At 61.1% G+C, this 17,315-nt stretch carries 11 protein-coding genes; 2 read left to right on the forward strand and 9 right to left on the reverse strand.

The features are described from left to right. Nucleotides 1–4 precede the first annotated feature (4 nt). Together T18_RS21090 and T18_RS21095 are read right to left on the reverse strand one after the other, a co-directional pair. A complete protein-coding gene (locus T18_RS21090) occupies nt 5–1,624 on the reverse strand; it encodes a (2,3-dihydroxybenzoyl)adenylate synthase (protein ID WP_038494926.1) in 1,620 nt (539 codons plus the stop codon). 18 nt (nt 1,625–1,642) lie between these two features. Next, entirely contained in the window at nt 1,643–2,818 is a 1,176-nt protein-coding gene (locus T18_RS21095) for an isochorismate synthase MenF (protein ID WP_038494929.1), read from the reverse strand. An 81-nt stretch (nt 2,819–2,899) separates the two neighbouring features. On the opposite strand from T18_RS21095, the gene T18_RS21100 reads away from it, so the two are divergent. After that, nucleotides 2,900–7,339 (forward strand): amino acid adenylation domain-containing protein, encoded by a 4,440-nt coding sequence (locus tag T18_RS21100; RefSeq protein ID WP_075807804.1) that lies wholly within the window; start codon nt 2,900–2,902, stop codon nt 7,337–7,339. Between the two features lie 48 nt (nt 7,340–7,387). Next, nucleotides 7,388–8,734: a condensation domain-containing protein gene (locus T18_RS21105; RefSeq protein WP_019566922.1), complete on the forward strand. Its 1,347-nt coding sequence runs from the start codon at nt 7,388–7,390 to the stop codon at nt 8,732–8,734. 286 nt (nt 8,735–9,020) lie between these two features. Here T18_RS21105 and T18_RS21110 read toward each other — a convergent pair whose 3' ends face one another. The 7 genes from T18_RS21110 to T18_RS21140 all read right to left on the reverse strand — a co-directional run bounded on the left by T18_RS21110 (nt 9,021) and on the right by T18_RS21140 (nt 17,167). Beyond that, on the reverse strand, nt 9,021–11,876 hold the full coding sequence (locus tag T18_RS21110) for a condensation domain-containing protein (protein ID WP_038494935.1): 2,856 nt from the start codon (nt 11,874–11,876) through the stop codon (nt 9,021–9,023). A gap of 69 nt (nt 11,877–11,945) precedes the next feature. Beyond that, the gene (locus tag T18_RS21115) at nt 11,946–12,224 is read right to left on the reverse strand and encodes a phosphopantetheine-binding protein (protein ID WP_038494938.1); all 279 of its coding nucleotides are present in this window, start codon (nt 12,222–12,224) and stop codon (nt 11,946–11,948) included. Then, nucleotides 12,217–13,056, reverse strand: a complete 840-nt coding sequence (locus T18_RS21120) for a siderophore-interacting protein (RefSeq protein WP_038495885.1) — start codon at nt 13,054–13,056, stop codon at nt 12,217–12,219. The genes T18_RS21115 and T18_RS21120 overlap by 8 nt, the downstream gene beginning before the upstream one ends. A 232-nt stretch (nt 13,057–13,288) precedes the next feature. Beyond that, a complete protein-coding gene (locus T18_RS21125; protein ID WP_038494941.1) occupies nt 13,289–14,242 on the reverse strand; it encodes an ABC transporter substrate-binding protein in 954 nt (317 codons plus the stop codon). Nucleotides 14,243–14,265: 23 nt separating this feature from the next. After that, nucleotides 14,266–15,330, reverse strand: a complete 1,065-nt coding sequence (locus tag T18_RS21130; RefSeq protein ID WP_038494944.1) for a FecCD family ABC transporter permease — start codon at nt 15,328–15,330, stop codon at nt 14,266–14,268. 11 nt (nt 15,331–15,341) lie between these two features. Then, nucleotides 15,342–16,355 carry a FecCD family ABC transporter permease gene (locus T18_RS21135; protein ID WP_038494948.1) on the reverse strand — a complete coding sequence of 338 codons (1,014 nt, stop codon included), beginning with the start codon at nt 16,353–16,355 and terminating at the stop codon, nt 15,342–15,344. Further along, nucleotides 16,352–17,167, reverse strand: coding sequence for an ABC transporter ATP-binding protein (locus tag T18_RS21140; RefSeq protein WP_035252685.1), 816 nt, complete (start codon nt 17,165–17,167; stop codon nt 16,352–16,354). Before T18_RS21140 ends, T18_RS21135 begins: the two co-directional genes overlap by 4 nt. Between the last annotated feature and the right edge of the window lie 148 nt (nt 17,168–17,315).

Here is a 17,315-nt window from a genome sequence, read left to right on the forward strand (position 1 = left end):
TCAATTACGCCGGGATTGGCGCTGCGAGCATGTCGCGCAGACGTTTCTTGTCGATCTTGCCGACGGCAGTAAGCGGCATGGTGTCGATGAAACGCACCCGATCCGGCAGCTTGTAATCCGCAACACCCAGACCAGAGAGATGCTGGCGGATGGCCGGTGCCTTGAGAGCGGGATTGCGGGAAACGACGAAGACGCAGCTTTTTTCACCGAGGAGTTCGTCCTGCATCGCGACCAGTGCGGCATGCGTCACATCCGGATGCTGAAGGATCAGGTTTTCCACCTCTTCCGATGCGACCTTCTCGCCGCCGCGATTGATCTGGTCTTTCACCCGGCCAACCACCCGCAGGTAACCTTCGGGCGTGCGCTGAACGACATCGCCGGAATAATAAAAACCCTGGTTGTCGAAGACGCGCGCGCTGTGCTCGGCGGCGCGGTAATATCCGCGAAACGTATAGGGGCCGCGCGTCGCCAGCATGCCGGCTTCGCCTTCTGGGACGTCGTTGCCGTCCTCGTCAACGATGCGGATCTCGTCATCCGGGCTGATCGGCCGCCCTTGCGTGGTGAAGACAATATGGTCGGGATCACCGGCGCGGGTATAGTTCACCAGACCTTCCGCCATGCCGAAGACCTGCTGGAGGGCGCAACCCAGCACCTGCGGCACCTGACGCGCTAAAGCTTCAGCGAAGCTTGCGCCGCCGACCTGCAGCAGCTTGAGGGATTTCAGCCGTTCGCGATGGGCGGGCGCCACCTGCAACCACAGCGCCACGGCCGGCGGCACCAGAGGCACAATGTCGATGCCATGTTTTTCGATGAGGTCAAAGCAGGCAAGCGGCTCGGGATTGGCCGCCATTACCACGGTGCCGCCAGCGTGGAACACGCCAAGCGCACCCGGCGAACTCATGGGGTAATTATGCGCCACCGGAATGGCGCAGAGGAAACGGGTCTGCGGCGTCAACTCGCAGATTTCCGCACTGGCCCGGGCGCTGTAGTCATAGTCGTTATGCGTGCGGGGGATCAGTTTCGGTGTTCCGGTGCTGCCGCCGGAAAGCTGGAACAACGCTACCTCATCGGCTGCCGAAGGGCCGTAATGCGGCGCATTTTCGGCGGGTGATGAGAGCCATTGTTCTAGGCTGCGCTGCGGTTCCGTCTCACCAAGCAGCAGCGTTACGGCAAGCTGCGGAGAGGCAAGCTTCAGCGCATCCAGAAACGTGTCATTGGCAAAAAGCTCGTGCGAACGCGAGCCGATCACCAGCTTTGGCGCAATCTGTTCCGCATAGGAGGTCATTTCCAGCCGGCGATGGCTGAAAAGCGCATTGACGGGTGCAGCGCCGATTTTCATCAGAGCGAAAAAGACGAGATAGAACTCCGCGATATTAGGCAATTGCACCAGTGCCGTGTCGCCCCTGCCGATCCCGGCGGCAGCCAGATGCCCGGCAAGATTGGAAGATTGCCGGTCGAGATCGGCATAGGTGAAGCGGCGGTCGCCGCAGATCAGCGCGGTCGCGTCCGGCCGAAGTTCCACCTGCTGGGTGAGGATGTCGCTGAGCGGTCTGTCGATCCAGTAGCCGCGGTCGCGGTATCGGCGCGCCAGATCTTCGGGCCAGCGTTCAAATTCGATTGTCATGGTGTGTCCCTGGGAAAATTAGGCAGAAAGACCGCAGGCGTTCAGCATGGTCTTGAGCTTGGTCTGCACCTCGGCCCACTCGGATTCGGGTTCCGAGGCTTCAACGATGCCGGCGCCTGCGAACAGCCGCACGGTTTGCCGTTGCACGGTGCCGCAACGGATTGTCACCACCCATTCGCCGTTACCCTCGGCATCCGTCCAGCCGACCATGCCGGTGAACAGCCCACGCTCGAAAGGCTCGACGAAGCGAATAAGCCTGCGGGCACGCTCGGTGGGGAAACCGCAAACAGCAGGTGTGGGATGCAGCAGGCACGCGAGTTGCAGCGCATTGGTCTCGGGATCAGCAAGGCGACCCTCGATGCGCGTTGAAAGATGCCAGAGAGCGGCCGTGTTGATGAGGGAGGGTTTTTCGGGAACGTCGATTTCAGTGCAGCAAGGCGTAAGCAGCGAGCGTATATCCTCGATCACGAGGCTATGCTCGTAATGGTCTTTTTCCGAAGCCGAAAGCCGGTCTGCATTGGCCTTGTCCGCTACCGGGTCAGCCATGCGTTTTGCCGAGCCCGCGAGCGGGTTCGAGATGACTTTTTCACCCTGCTTGCGGATGAGGAGTTCGGGGCTCACGCCGATCAGATCGCCGCCATCGGGCAGCGGAATGCGAAACTGGTAACCCTCGCGGTTCTGTTTGGCGAGGCTGGCCAGCAATCTTTCGACATTGACCTCGGAGGCGAAGGTCAGTTCGCGCATGACCGAAAGCACTGCCTTGCGGACATCGGAATGGCGGAAATTGACGATGGCATGCTCGACGGCGCGCTTGAAACCATTTTCATCGGGCAGGCTGTTTTGGCCGACAAGCGCTGGCATGGCCGAATCAGTCGAGATCGAAGCGGCACCCTTTGGATTCGACTCATGGTTGTTGGGGATATATAGGCAGGATGGCTCGTTGACGTCGAAGGGGATGGCGCCAATGGCGATGGGATTGTCCTGTCCGGCCCTGCGCGCCCTCTCAAAAGCGGCCTTTATCGCCTTCTGCAAAGGGCTTCCCGCGTCTTCGGCGCCATGGGCAGGAATCGTTATCCTTTCGCGAATGCCTCTGGCACGCAGTTCGCCCGAGCCAGAAGTGAACAGAAATTCTCTATCAAAATCAGTAATTTCGTCGGAATCGACGTCATTCGTCCTGAGTGCTCCCGTTTTCATGGGATGCCTCCTGTGCGAGTGGTTGACGGTGGCTTATACTTGATTATGATAATCATGTTTTGTCAATCGGTGCAAATTCACATGCTAAATTTAACCCCCATGCAGGTTGCCTACTGGGTTGGCCGAGAGGCGGACGGGATACTCGGAAAAGTTACGCCGCATCTCTATCTCGAGTTCGAAGGCAGGGGGCTGGAGGCGGAAAGACTGGCCGTCGCGGTCGAAAGGCTTTGCCGGCGTCACCCCATGCTCAGCCTCAGGATCGATGCGGAAGGGCGACAGACGGTGGACCCCGCCGGCCGGCCGCTCGGCCTCGACGTGGAGGACATGGCGTCTCTCAATGAGGAGGCGCTTGCGCACCGTCTTGCCACCAAACGTGAGGCGTGGAGCCATCGCCAGATCGATCTGCGCGTTGCCCCACCGGCGGCAGTATCGCTCAGCCTGCTGCCCGCAGGTCGCGCCAGGCTGCATTTGGATACCGACATGCTGGCCATCGATCCCGCCAGTATGCGTATCGTGCTGGAAGATCTCGCCCGCTTTTATGAAGCCGACGCGGACGAACTCGAGCCATTGGGGGATACACCACCATCGTTTTTCAGCTGGGCGGAAAGTCTTGCATCCGATCCGGAACTCAAAGCCCAGCGTGAAAGGGACCGGCTGTGGTGGCGGCAACATATTGCCGATATTCCGGAGGCACCGCCATTGCCGTTTTTGCCCGAGGACCCGTCACGCGCCGTTCACACCGATCGCCTTGCAGCAAGACTTTCTCCGGCTGAACGCAGCAGTCTGGAACGGATGGCGCGGCGCTGCGGCGTGACCACGTCGACCCTGTTGCTTGGTGTCTTTGCAATGGTGCTTTCGCAAGCGACGAATACGGAAAAGTTCCGGCTTTCCGTGCCGGCTTTCTGGCGCGCGCCGCTGGTGGAAGGGGTCGATGGCATCGTCGGCGAATTCTCCAATGTGCTCATGCTTGGCGTTGATATCCGGCCTGAGGAGAGCCTTGAGCGACTGCTTGGACGGCTGTTCGGAGAAATGAACGGGCTTCTGGCGCACCAGTCCTATCCCGGGGTCAGCGTCATGCGCGACCTTTCCCGCCTGCGCGGCGGTTTGCAGACCTCACCGGTTGTCTTTACCGCGGGTGTCGATTTGCCCGGGGGCGAGTTGTTTTCGGAAAATGTGGGGCGCGTGTTCGGCCCGATGATCCACACCGTCTCGCAGGGGCCTGGAGTTGCGCTGGATGCGCAGGTCGCAGCGCTCGATGGCGGGCTTTTGATCAACTGGGATGTGCGGCTCGATGCGCTGCCGGAAAGCTGGCTGCGAGCCCTGTTCGACGCCTATACCGCCCGTCTTCGCCACCTTGCCACCAGCCCTGATCTCGTTTCCGAGACCGTGGAGCGATTAGGCTTGCAAGCGCCTGAAGCGACAGTGCAGACAAAAGGAAAATCCATGGAACGGCCACTCTCAGCCTTGCAAAAGGCCTATCTGCTCGGTCGCGGCACCCATCTGCCGCTGAGCGGCGTGGCGATGCAGGAGTTCCGCGAATATCGCGGCAATATCGATCCGGCATTGCTTCGCTCGGGCCTCACCGCAATGGTCGAGCGGCATGAAAGCCTGCGCACCCACATCGATGAGCGGCGTCTGGTGCAGGTGGTCTCGAATGAGCCGAAGCTAAACCTTGATATTGTTGATCTTTCGCACCTGTCCGCTGCCGAAGCCGAACAGCGGATCGGCACCGTGCGGCAGGATTTCTCCCATGCCCATTTCGATCTTGCCGCTTCTCCCTGGCAGGTCACGGTCTTTCGTCTGCCGGAGGTTGCGGTGGGGGACAGCGTGGCGGTCTTCCTGCGCTTCGACGCCCTCATTCTCGATGGGCGGGGAATAGCCAGCCTTGCGGCGGAACTCTTCGACGATGTCGTGCCGCCCGCATCAACCGTAGCAAACATCGCCGCGCAGCAGGATATCGCAGCGGCCCGCGCCGAAGATGCCGCCTATTGGGCGGAGAAACTTGAGGGTGCGGAAGTGCCCTCGCAACTGCCTTGGAAAGCCCCGCTCGAAACCATTGCCGTTTCGCGTTACAGCCGCCAGAGCCTGACCGTGGAAAAACAACGCTTTACCGCCTTTTCACGGATCGGCGCGAAAGAGCGGCTGTTCAAGAACTCTGCGCTGACGGCGGTAATCCTCGATGTGCTGTCGCTTTGGCTGAACGAAGGTGCCCTCGTCGTCGGCATTCCCGTCGCCCCGCAGGTGGAAGGCACCTTTGCCAATCGCTCGAGCTTCATCGCGCTCAAATGGGACGCGGCCAAGGGCGATTTTGCGGAGCGTGCCGCAGCTTTGCAAACGGATGTGCTTGAGGGCCTCAATCATCTGGCTTTTTCAGGGATCGATCTCAATCGCATCCTTCTCAACGCCAATCCCGGCGGGCTCGCCCTGCCTGTCGTCATCACCAACGGCCTCTCATGGCCGACGCTTTCGCAAGCTTCCACGCTTCGTTGGACGGACGGGCTGACCCAGACACCACAGGTGGCGCTGGATTTCCGGTTTTCGCAAAACCCGGATGGCGATCTCGTCCTCGATATCGATTATGCGGAGCAGGCGATCGATGCCGGAATGGTGGCTGGCATTCTCGGCGCCATAGAGCGTGCGATTACCGCGATCACCGCCAGCGGGACGTTTTCGATGAATTTCCGCGAGATCGTCGACCTGTCTCACTATCGGCTGAATGGCGACGAGCGGAACTTCGTCTGCCCGCCATTCTTGGAACGGATCGCCTCGCATCTTTTCGAAGGAGACGGATCGCGCACGGCCCTGATCAACGGCGAACGGCGCATCTCCTATCACGAACTTCGCGACGCGGTGGCGCGGGCGATGGCGGGCCTTAAGACGCGCGGCATCGGCCGGGGCCATGTCGTAGCGGTGTGCCTGCCGCGCAGCCCGGAGCACACGGCCGTCACGCTCGCCGCTGCACTTATCGGCGCCATCTGGGTGCCGATCGATGCGAGCTCGCCGGAAGATCGCCTGCACTATCTGCTGACCAATTGCCGCCCGGCCATGATCGTTGCCCGTTCCGTTCCGCAAGGATTCGACGCTGTCGGTCCCGAGGAGCTTCTCGCAGCGCCAGCCGCCTCCGGCGTGCCCGTTAACGCGGCGGAACTGGCGGCACTTTCAGCAAGCGAAGCACCCGCTTATTACCTCTATACCTCCGGTACCACCGGCAAGCCGAAATGCGTCGTGCTCTCTAACAGGGCCACGGCCAATGTCATCGGCAGCACGCTTTCGGAATGGGCGGTGACGGAAAATGACGTCTTCATCTCCGTCACGCCCTTGCACCACGACATGTCGGTCTTCGATGTTTTTGGGTCGCTTGCCGCCGGTGCGACACTGGTGCTGCCGGAACCCGGCGAGGAAAAGGATGCGGTCCGCTGGAACGAGTTGGTGGCCGAACACGGCGTTACGCTGTGGTGCTCGGTGCCGGCGATTCTTGAGATGCTCTTGTCCTGCCATCGTGGCGACCAGCTCGGCTCGCTCCGGCTCGTTGCGCAGGGCGGTGATTACATCAAGCCCGTGGTCATCGAGGAGTTGCGCCGGCTGAAACCCGAGCTTCGGCTGATATCGCTGGGCGGGCCGACGGAAACGACCATCTGGAGCATCTGGCACGAGATCGTGACAGCCGATACCTCGGCGATACCCTACGGGCATCCCTTGCCCGGCAATCGCTATTTCATCCTCAACGATCAGGGCGGCCATTGCCCGACGGGCGTTGTCGGGCGCATCCACACAGTGGGCGTGAATGTGGCGATCGGCTATCTGGAAGATGGCGCCATTACCCAGACGGATTTCGTGACGGTCAGCGATACGGATGGACATGCGGTGCGCGCTTTTCGCACCGGAGACAGGGGCCGTTACCGGCCGGATGGCAAGATCATGTTCGCCAGCCGGGTCAACGGTTACGTCAAGGTGCGCGGGGTGCGGGTCTCGCTGCCGGATGTGGAAAATGAACTTATCCGCCACCCCTCCATCCAGCGTGTACTGGTGGTGGATTACGGTGCCGAGCAAAAGGGGGAGGCCGCTATCGGCGTGCTTTATGTTCGGATGCCCGGCCTTGAGCTTTCCACCGCCGACCTGCGCAATTTTGCCCGCAGGCATCTGCCGGAATCGCATGTGCCCGGCCGCTTTCTCAATGTGGCCGATCTGCCGCTCTCGGCTAATGGCAAGCCGGATCGCCGCCGCGCCCGCGAATTGCTGATGGCAGCGGAACCGGCAAAGGCACCCGCAGCTGTAACAGTCAAAGCCGCCGATCAGGGCGATCTCCGCGTGCTGGATATCTATCTCGGCGTGCTGGGTAAAAACCCGGTAGATGTGGATACTAGCAGTGATCTGCTGGCGCTTGGCCTTTTGCCCTCGCATCTGAAAACCGTCTCGGCCGAAATTCGCAGCGCCTTCGGCGTGGAGCTTTCGCCGCAGCAACTCCTGCGTTGCCGAAACGCCAAACAGGTCAGTTCGCTTTTACCCGCTTCGGCGGCATGAGCCGCGTTATTGCGGCCCAAATCACGGAAATAATTCAAGGAAAAACAGATGGCGCATATCGATCCTGCCGGCGGCTGGCTTCCCCTGACCCAGCCGCAACTCGATTTTTGGGAGGAGTTTTCCTTCCATCCCGACGAACCGGTCTCTACCGTCGCCCATTACATCGAGCTTTCCGGTGCCGTGAACGAGGGCGCTCTGCTTGAGGCAATCAGGCGCACCGTGCGCGAATCGGAAGTTCTGTCGATCCGTTTTCGCGTCGGTGAGGATGGCGAGACGCCGCAGCAACGCTGCGATCCGCTCCACGCTCCGATGGTCGAGCTTGTCGATCTCCGTGCCCATCCCGCGCCTTTCGAGGAAGCGCTGGGGCGCATGAACGCGGATGTCGAGGCAAGGCTTGATCTTCGAACCGACAAGCTCTCCGCCCAGGTGCTTTACCGCATCGCCGACGATCGCTACCTCTGGTATATCCGTGCCCATCATATCGTCGTCGACGGTTATGGTCTCACGCTGGTGGAGCAGCGTTGCGGGCAGCTTTACGGGCACTATTGCGGCAAGGGCGAGGCGGGTCCGGATTTCCATCCTTTCCCCAGTTTTCTTGCCGAAGAGGACGCCTACCGGCAAAGCCGCCGTTTCGAAAAGGACCGCGAGTTCTGGACGGCCTATCTCGCGCCGCCGGTGGATTTGCCGGTGCTGGACAAGGATTGCGAGGATTACGGTGGCGGCGGCCTGCATGCCGATGCGGGATTGCCGGAAGGTTTCAGCACAAGACTGCAACAGATATCCGGCGCACTGGAGATAGGCTGGCCGGACCTGCTGGTGCTGCTTTCAGGCCTTTATCTTCACCGCGTATTGCCGCGCCCGGATCGCGATGTGCTGACGCTGTGGCTGCCCTTCATGAGCCGCTGGGGCAGTGTCGGCGCGCATATGCCCGCCATGCTCGTCAATATCCTGCCTTTCCATCTGACGATAGAACCGCAGGAGAGCCTTGGTAGCTTCCTTGCGCGCAATGCCGCCAATCTGCGCCGGCAGCGCCTGCATGGCCGCTACCGCATCGAACAGATCGCCGCCGATCGCAACATATCAAAGGGCCGGCGGTTTTTCTTCTCACCGCTTATCAACGTCCTGCCCTTCAGCGCGCCGGTATTTGCAGGGCTTGCCGTTATCAGGCACATTCTCGCCAATGGTCCGGGCGACGGGTTCAACCTGACCTTCCGTGGCGAGGATGACGGCAGTGATCTGAACCTGCATATCGACGCGGATTCCGCACTGACCGAAGCCGACGATTTCGCGCGTTACCGTGAGGAGTTGCCGCTGTTTCTGGATGCCATGCTGCGCGAAGAGGCGCTGGCGGCTCCGGCCGAAGAGGTTTCCGCGGCCTTCCGTCTGGCGGTTTGAGAAGCCGGGTGCTCTGCAAGAAGGGGACGGAAATCTCTCTGCCGTCACTCTGCATTTGGTCGGGAGTGACTGGGTGCGGATGTGATAAACCCGGCTCCGTTATGCAAAACCCTGCCTGATGGGGTGACATGCTGTCCTCCCACCCAACGTCATCCTTGGGCTTGTCCCAAGGATCCAGTGGGGACAGGCCCGAGCATGACGGAAGAGAGCTTTCCGGACATTTGTTAAAAAGCAAAACCCGGCGCCGCCATGCGGAGCCGGGTTTATTGCGAAGCCTGGCCAGCACTCAGGCTAGCGTGGTCAGCACACGGCCCGAAGCGCCTGCTTCGGCGAAACGGCTGAAGACGCCGCTGGTGGTCGTGCGCAGCCGGTCGACATCCTCGGGGCCGTAGCGGTCGGAGCGGTAGCTCATCAACACGCGGATGGAGCGTTCGCCGCCAATCGTTTCTTCCATTACCTCGAATTGCAGCCCCAGCATGGATTCGTGCTTGTCGGGATCGATCTGCCGGAACTCGACGGTTTTGCCGTCCGGCCCTGAAAGCGTGCCGTTCAGCTTGTTCTTGGCGTGGATCTGGATGAATACCTCGAACAGATGGTCGCGGCCGGGCGTCATGCCGAGCGCCTCTTCGACGAGATCGATTGGAATTTCGCTGTGTTCCAGAGAGCCATTGACCGTGTTCTTCACCGAGGAAATCAGTTCGCCGACCGTCATCTCCTCGCGGAAACGCACACGATGGGCAACGACCGTGGTGAAATAGCCGATCGTATCGAAATAGCCGCTGTCGGTGCGCCCGGACGCCGATGTGCCGACCACGAGATCGCTCAGCCCGCCCAGATGGCGCAGCGACGCGGCGATGGCGGCATAAACGACGTTGAACAGGGAGGCGCTGTTCTGCTTGGCGATGGCGTAAAGTCCGTCGCTGACGTGTTTTTCCAGCTTGAACTCGATCCAGCCGCCCGCCGGCGCCTCGTCGTGTGCAGCATCTGTCGGCGTGCTGTTCTGTCCGGTAAGGACCAGGCCTTTCGGTGCGTCCCGCAGCATATCGGTCCAGTAGGCAAGGTGGTCGCCGTTGACGCCGGATGCCACCTGTTTTCTGGCGAATTCATGGAAGGGTGCGGGCTTGCTCGCAAAGACAGGGGCCTTGCCCGCGGCTCTTGCCCTATAGGCTTCGGTCAGCTCGTCCATCATCAGGTTCACCGACCATTCGTCCAGCACAATATGGTGGAAGAGGAAAGAGAGCACCTGGCCGCCGGTTTGGGGATTGCGCAGGAAACGCAGCCGCATCGGCAATTCGCGGGCAAGGTCGAACCGCCAGGACGCTTCCGTATGCCGGTCCACGCCTTCGCTTTCCTCACTCGTCCAGAACCACTTATAGCCGGGCAGGTCGTGCATCGGCACGATCTTTTGCAGAACCGTCCCATCTTCGACGTAAAAATGGGTTCGCAGGCCGGGATGACGCTCGATAATATCGAGGAATGCACATTCGAAAGCGCTCTCATCCACCGGATCGAGGAAATCGAGCGCGAAGGGGATGTTGAAAATCTCGCCGAAACCGAAGGCGGCATAGGCTTTCCAGAGCGACATCTGCGCAAGAGAAAGCGGTGCCGTCAGCGAGCCGGTCGCGGTTGCTTCCGCCTGTGCAGGGGCGGCGGTTTCGAGACGCGTCGCCTGTTTTGCGAGCGATGCGGCGGTGGGATAGCTGAACAGGTCGTTGAAACGCAGCTCGATGCCGTGATTGCTCAAAAGGCGTCCGATGATGCGGGTCGCGATCAGCGAATGGCCGCCAAAATCGAAGAAATCGTCATCCGGTCCCATGTCTGTCGACGCAAGCGCTTCGCGGAATTCGGCAAGAATTGCCGCGGCAGTCTCGTCGTCGCTGGAGCGGGAGGCGGCGGGCAGGGATGCTGCAGCCTCCGGCCCTGCGGACGAGGTTTGATGCGTAATGCCGGAAAAATCCGCACCGCCTTCGAGATGGGCGATGAAACGCTCCAGCAGAAATGCCGTCGCATGCGGCGAGGCCTCCTTGCCGCCGGTCAGTTCCAGACGGATGTGGCCATCAACCGTGCTGCCAGCAGCGAGCGTCAGGCCAAGGCCGGACTGGAGAGAGGGGAGTGGCAGGCGCTCGAACCGGAGCCGCTCGACGGATGAGGTTTCAGCCGATGTTGGCAGGGTCTGAAGCGTGAAGGTGGCAACCTCGTCGTTGTGTTCGCCATGTCGGGCCAACCCAGCCAGCACGGCTTTTTCGGCCTCCTGCGGCGACTGGCTACGTGAGATCGAGACGCGGGCGACCGCATCTGCCGGAAGCGGCAGGCCGGCCTCGTTCCCGGGTTGCAGGGGCAGGCGCAGGGTAACAGTGTCGAGATCGCCATTGGTCGCCAGAAAAAGCGCGAAACGGGCACCGGTGCGTGCCAGAAGCGCGTCCGGTGCGGCCGAGCCGTTTGGGTCGAGAAGGGCAGCCGGAAGATCGACGCCGTGGCAGTGGCTCGCCGGCTTGGTCCCGTTATTTCGGAGAGAGACGACGGGCGTGCCGGAGGCCGGTCCTTGCAGCCAGGGGAGCGGAACTGGATTGACGATGGCGTTTTCGGTGATGCGTGGCGAAAGCGGCTTTGGTGCCTCGCCAGCATAGGCTGCGGCAATAGCGCCCAGCAAAATCTGCGGTGAGAGGGATTCACCAAGCAGGCCATGCACCAGAAGCGCCAGCAGTACCTCTCCTTCGCTCAAGAGCACGATGGCCTGAAACGGCGGATCGATTTCCGCGTCGAACGGGCTTGCCTGAAGGTCGTGCAGAAGGGCCACCGCTTCGTCTTTCGATGCCGTCTGAAACAGTTGCACGAGAGATGCCGAAGGGGCCTCTACGCTCTTGGCAAGGGTGCCGTCTTCTCCAAAGGAAAACCGCACGCGCAGTTCGGGCCATGCCTCGCAAACCGTCTCCAGTGCCGATGTCAGGCGCAGAAGGTCGCTCTCGCCGCCGATGCGGTAGGTGAGAATATGCCGGAAGACCTGATCGGGGTCCTGAAACTGCTGGAACCAGACCCGCTCCTCATATTGGCTTGGCTGCGATCCGCTCCGTGGGGCTTCGTCCGCATTGTCGAAGGTTTGTTCGATGCGGCGCGCAAGCATGCGCGAATTATCTGCTGCCATGGTCCTCTCCTTGGAAGTATAATGTTGAGGTAGGTCGCGCTTGGCGGGGAAAGTCCCCTCTTGCGGGGATCAGCAGCCCGCGCGCGACTGCTCGATCAGCGCCTGCCAGGCGGTAAGCGTGGGCTGACGGGCGAGATCGTCATAGTGAAGTCGCGTGCCGGCGAGCTGCGAAAGCGGCGGGATCAGGCGCATGAGAGCGAGGGAGTGAAGTCCGCAGCCGAACAGGTTGGCGTTCGGGCCGATATGCCCCACCTCATCGTCCAGAACCTTGGCGAGATGGGCTTTGAGTTCCGTCGTCATCATGTCCGCCTCCAGCTTGCCAGCCGCCGCGATTGCCGGTTCATTCATCGAAATGATCGTGAACGCCGCTTGCTCCGCGCCGCCAGTAGCCGGAAGCGCGCGTCCATTTGGGGTTCGCGCCGTACTCGCCGATCAGGATTGCGCGCAGGTCTTTCGCCGCTTTCGATTCGCAGGCGACCCAGCTGAAGAAATCGCCCTCAGGCAGTTCAAGCGTACGCAGCGCCTCCGTCAGGGCGTCGTGATCGGCGCCGCCCGCGGCCTCCTGCGTTACCCAGATGATCGACGCGTCAGCTTTCGTGGCGAGGTCCAGGCGATCAGCCTCCGTCTCAACTTCGATCAGGGCGACGACGCGGGTGCCCTTGGGCATTTCTTCCAGTCGCCGTGCAAGGGCGGGAAGGCCGGTATCGTCGGCAATCAGCAGATGCCAGTCGAAGGTGAAGGGAATGGTGAACGAGCCGCGCGGGCCTGCAATCCATGCCTTGTCACCCACCCTGGCGGATTTTGCCCAGTTGCTGGCGGGGCCATCATGGTGCGTGGCGAAATCGATGGCGAGTTCACCCTTCTCGGCATCGAAGCTGCGCGGCGTGTAATCGCGTGCGAGCGGGCGCGGCGCGCCTTCGGGAAATTCGAGGCCGTTCGGGCCGATCACCGGCAGGTTAGGTTCGGTTTCGCCGGGAAGCGGGAAGAACATCTTGACGTGGTCGTCAAAACCGAGACTGGCAAAGCCTTCAAGCTCAGGCCCGGTCAATACGATGCGCACCATGGACCGGCTGAGTTTTTCCACCCGGGCCACGTCAAGGCAGCGTAGCTTGACGGCGTAACGATGGCGTTTGGGGGTCCGGTCCTGAACGCCGGTTTCAATGCTTTGTGCAATGCTCATGTTGCTGTCTTCCCTGGGATATCGCCGATGGGGATCGGCAGTTTCGCTGTCCCGGATCGGCATGCCGGACAATCGCGCACCGGAGTTTTCCGGCGGGAGATCCGACGTCGTTGTGTCAAGATGCGCGAACCATAACAGGCGGTTCCGGCGGTCGCAATATAAGTTTCTTCAAAAACTCAAGTTTATGTCCGGCGCATGGTTTGCGCCGGAATTGCGCTTGTCGAAAAGGCGTTTAACGGCGGCCTGCCCAGCTTTCCACCGCGTCCAGCGTGTGCAGCGCGCTTGGGATGGACGGCGTCGTGACCCGGCTGGAATCGAGAAAGATGATCCGGCCGTCACGCGCCGGTTTGACGAAGCGTTCCCAGCCGGGAATGATTTTTTCGAGTGCGGCGCGCGTTCCGGCTTCGCCTCGGGCGGGGCTGTTATAGCTGTTCATCACCACCAGCAGATCAGGGTTGAGCTTGCCAAAAGCCTCGGCACTGAGCGGCATCGTCAGGGTGGAACCCAGCCCACCCGACGAGGTGGCGTTGTCGATTTTCAGCCGTGCGTAACCCAGATCCTCGAGCGCCTGCACCGCACCGGACATATCGCCGACCGCGTTGATCTGGTCGGTCAGCAGAATTGAGAGATAGGTCTTGCCTTTTGCGTCTTCGCCGAGTGCTTTTTTGACGGTGGCGAGTTTCTCGTCATAGGTCTTCCGGCGCTCGGCAAAAGCGTCACTTCTGCCAACGAGACCCGAAAGATTCTCTTCGACGCTGAAGCCATAGGTGTGGCCAGTGCTTACCTTCTGCAGATAGACGGGCGCGACGGTGGAAAGCTGCTCGGCCTTGCCGCTGTCCATTTCCGTGGCGACGATCAGGTCAGGTTGCAGCGCTCTCAGCTTTTCCAGATCGATCTGACCCACCGCGCCGAAACCTTTCGGTTTCGTGCGGCCTTCACCGAGAACGGTGTCGATGAAATCAACGGCAGTGGCGAATTTGCCGTCGCTGTTGCGGCCATAGGCGCCTACCACGTTGGCGCCAAGATCCATCAGCGGCACGCCCAGCAGCGGTTCGTGCATGACGACAATGCGCTGCGGCTGCTCGGGGATGGAGACCGTGCGGCCGGCGGCATCGGTGACGGTTCGCTCTGCGGCAAGGCTGCTTCCGGCGGTCAGAAGTGCTGCTACGAGGATGGCAAATCGCATGGCATACCCTTTGTTCAATTTCTTCAGTGGCGGTTAGTTCTGCGCAGCGCCTGCAGGCGCAGCGTGAGGATGAAAAGCGGCACGCCGATCAGCGTCAGCGCAAGGCCTATCGGCATCGGCGTATCGGCCACCAGCCCACGCGAAAGCGTATCGGCGGTCACCACCAGAATGCCGCCCGTCAGCCCCGACAGGAAAAGCCTGGCGCGACCGACGGCGGGCGACAGGAAGGTGGCGAGATGCGGGGCGATGACGCCGAGAAAGGTCAAGGGGCCGACAGCGGTGACGGAAGCGGAGCTGAGGATGACCGCAAAAACGATGACGAGCGGGCGCGAACGTTTGACCGTTTCGCCGAGCGCCATGGCCATCTCGTTACCGAGATCAAATACTGCAAGCGCCCGGCCGATGAGGAAAATGCCCACAAGGCTGACCGCGAAAAGAGGCGCGAACACGAGGATGATCGGCCAGCTCGCCTGAAACAGCGAACCCGCCATCCAGTCTGCAAGCGACAGCGATGTTTCCGTTGGTGTGTAGAGCAAAAGCACTGATGAGACTGATGAAAGGGCGGATTCGATTGCGATGCCCATCAGCAGGATGGCGAGCCCGCTGGAACGTTCGCGCCCCACGAGCGCGATGAGCAGGAAAGCTACCGCAAGGCCGCCGCCGACGGCCGCAAGCGCCACCATGGTCTTGGGCGCCGCCGGCACCAGCACCAGAAGCAGCATTATGGTGGTCATTGATCCCTGGCTCAGACCGAACAGGCCGGGATCGGCAAGCGGATTGCGGGCGACCGATTGCAGCATGGCCCCGGCCAGCGCAACGCTCCATCCGGCCATGAAACCAAGCAGGATGCGCGGCAGCCGTACCGTCCACAGCGCATAGGCCTGATCGTCGCTCAAATGCCCGCCGGCAACGCCGTGCAGAAGGTCAATGAGACCAATCTGTGTATTTCCGAGACTAATGGAAATGGCGGCCAGCACCAACGCCAGCAGGATCAGTGCAAGGGCGGCCTTTAGGTTGCCGATGCCGATCTGCATCCCGCTCGGCAGCCGCAGGACCGCTTTGCCATCGGTGGCCAATTGCCTTTTCATGACAGCCCTCTTCATGACAGTTTATTGGCCGAAGGTGAAAGATAGAAGCGCTTGACTATGACGATGAAGACGAGGCCGCCGAGCAGGTCCATGAACAGTCCGGTATTGACCACATACGGCCTGAACAGGGTTTGCGCGCCCAGATCGGCCAGCACGCACAGAATCGCCCCGACAAGGGCTGAAGCGGGCAAAGCGAGCGTGAAATTCACCCCGACCAGCGGCCGGACCATATGCGGAACGATGAGGCCGACGAAGCCGATGGGACCGCAGATGGCCACCGCCGAGCCGGAGGCCAGCATGGTGGCGAAAAGTGCGATCCGGGAAACGCGCGTGACGTTGACGCCGGCGGAGGCGGCTTTTTCCGCACCCAGCAGAACCAGCGTCAGCGGGCGGGCGACCGACCAGAGCATCACCATCGCAATGGCGCCAATCCACCAGAAATCGGTGAGGCGCTCGGCATAGACGTGGTTGATATTGCCGCCGATCCAGCTCAGGAATTCGGCGCGACGTGTGGGGTTTGACAAAAGGAGGGCATTGGTGATGCCGATCAGCAGCATGGAGACAAGCGCACCGGACAGGATGAGCGACAGGCCGCGCGGATCGTTTGACCGCCCGGCCAGCCGGGCAACAAGGAAGCAGGCGCCAAAGCCGAAGCCGGCGCCGATAAGCGCGATGAGCCCCTGTATTTCGGGCGAGAAATCGAACACCAGCGCACCGGCGACCACAAAAAGCGTCGCACCGGCATTCAGGCCCAGGGTGGAGGGCGAGGCGAGAGGATTGCGGGCAAGCCCCTGCAGCACGCAGCCACTGACGGCCGTGGTGGCGCCGACATAGATCGCAATCAGTGAGCGCGGGATTTGCTGATAGAGGAGAACCGACTGTTCATAGGTTTCGGCCTCGCCATGCAGGAGCGTCGTCGCGATTTCGGCAAGTGGCAGGTCGCCAGTCATCAGCACGAAGTTGATGACGAGAACAACGGCCAGCAAGATCGCGGCGGCAAAGATCAGCATTATTTTAGATGTCATGCCGGAATGGCCTGTTCCTGCCGCTCCAGCCGCGGCACGCAGATGAGCCGCCCCTGCCGGGAAAATATGTCGGCCTCGAGATCAAAGACGTCGGCAACATTGGCTGATGTGACCGTATTCGCGACAGGCCCGGAGGCGAGAACCCGTCCGGCTTTCAGCATGATGACGTCATCGGCGAAGGTGGAGGCGAGGTTGAGATCATGCAGCACGACGATAACAGTTTTGCCGTGCCTGTCCGTCAGTTCGCGCACAAGGCTGAGAACGGCATATTGATATTTCATGTCGAGATGGTTGACCGGCTCGTCCATCAGGATCACCTCCGTGTCCTGAGCGAGCACCATGGCGATGAAGGCGCGCTGGCGCTGGCCGCCGGACAGCGTGTTGACCTGCGCCCTGGCCTTGTCTTCCAGCCCGACGGTCTTCAGCGCTTCGGCAAAAAGCGCCCGGTCGCGTTCGGATGGACCGCCGCCAAGCCCGTAACGTGCATAACCCGCAAGCTCGATCAATTCGCCAAGCGTCATATAGTCAGGGCAATGGCATTCCTGCGGCAGATAGGAGATGCGGCGGGCGAGTTCGCGGCGTCCGATCTCGCCGATCAGGCGGTCACCGAGGCTTATCCTGCCTGAAGATAAAGGCACGAAACCCATGATCGTCTTCAACAGCGTCGACTTGCCACAGCCGTTGGGTCCGACCAGCGCTGTGACGCGGCCGGTTTGAAAGCGGGCAGACAGGCCCTGCAATACGGGGATGTGTCCGTAACTCGCATGAAGGTCCGTGGCATCAAGCACCGGATTACAACTCCTGTTATTCATAGGGCCATGCGTCGACTCGACGCACGTCCTACCTAAGCTGTTGAATTCACGTATCGAACTTGCGGAAATCGGGTTCTGTACCGGCAAGCGCGACAGGCTGGTCTTGATGCGACACTAAACTATAGTAAAATTCTCCACAAATCGAAAT

It is taken from the genome of Rhizobium sp. TBD182 (assembly GCF_001950375.1).
Classification (GTDB): domain Bacteria; phylum Pseudomonadota; class Alphaproteobacteria; order Rhizobiales; family Rhizobiaceae; genus Agrobacterium; species Agrobacterium tumefaciens.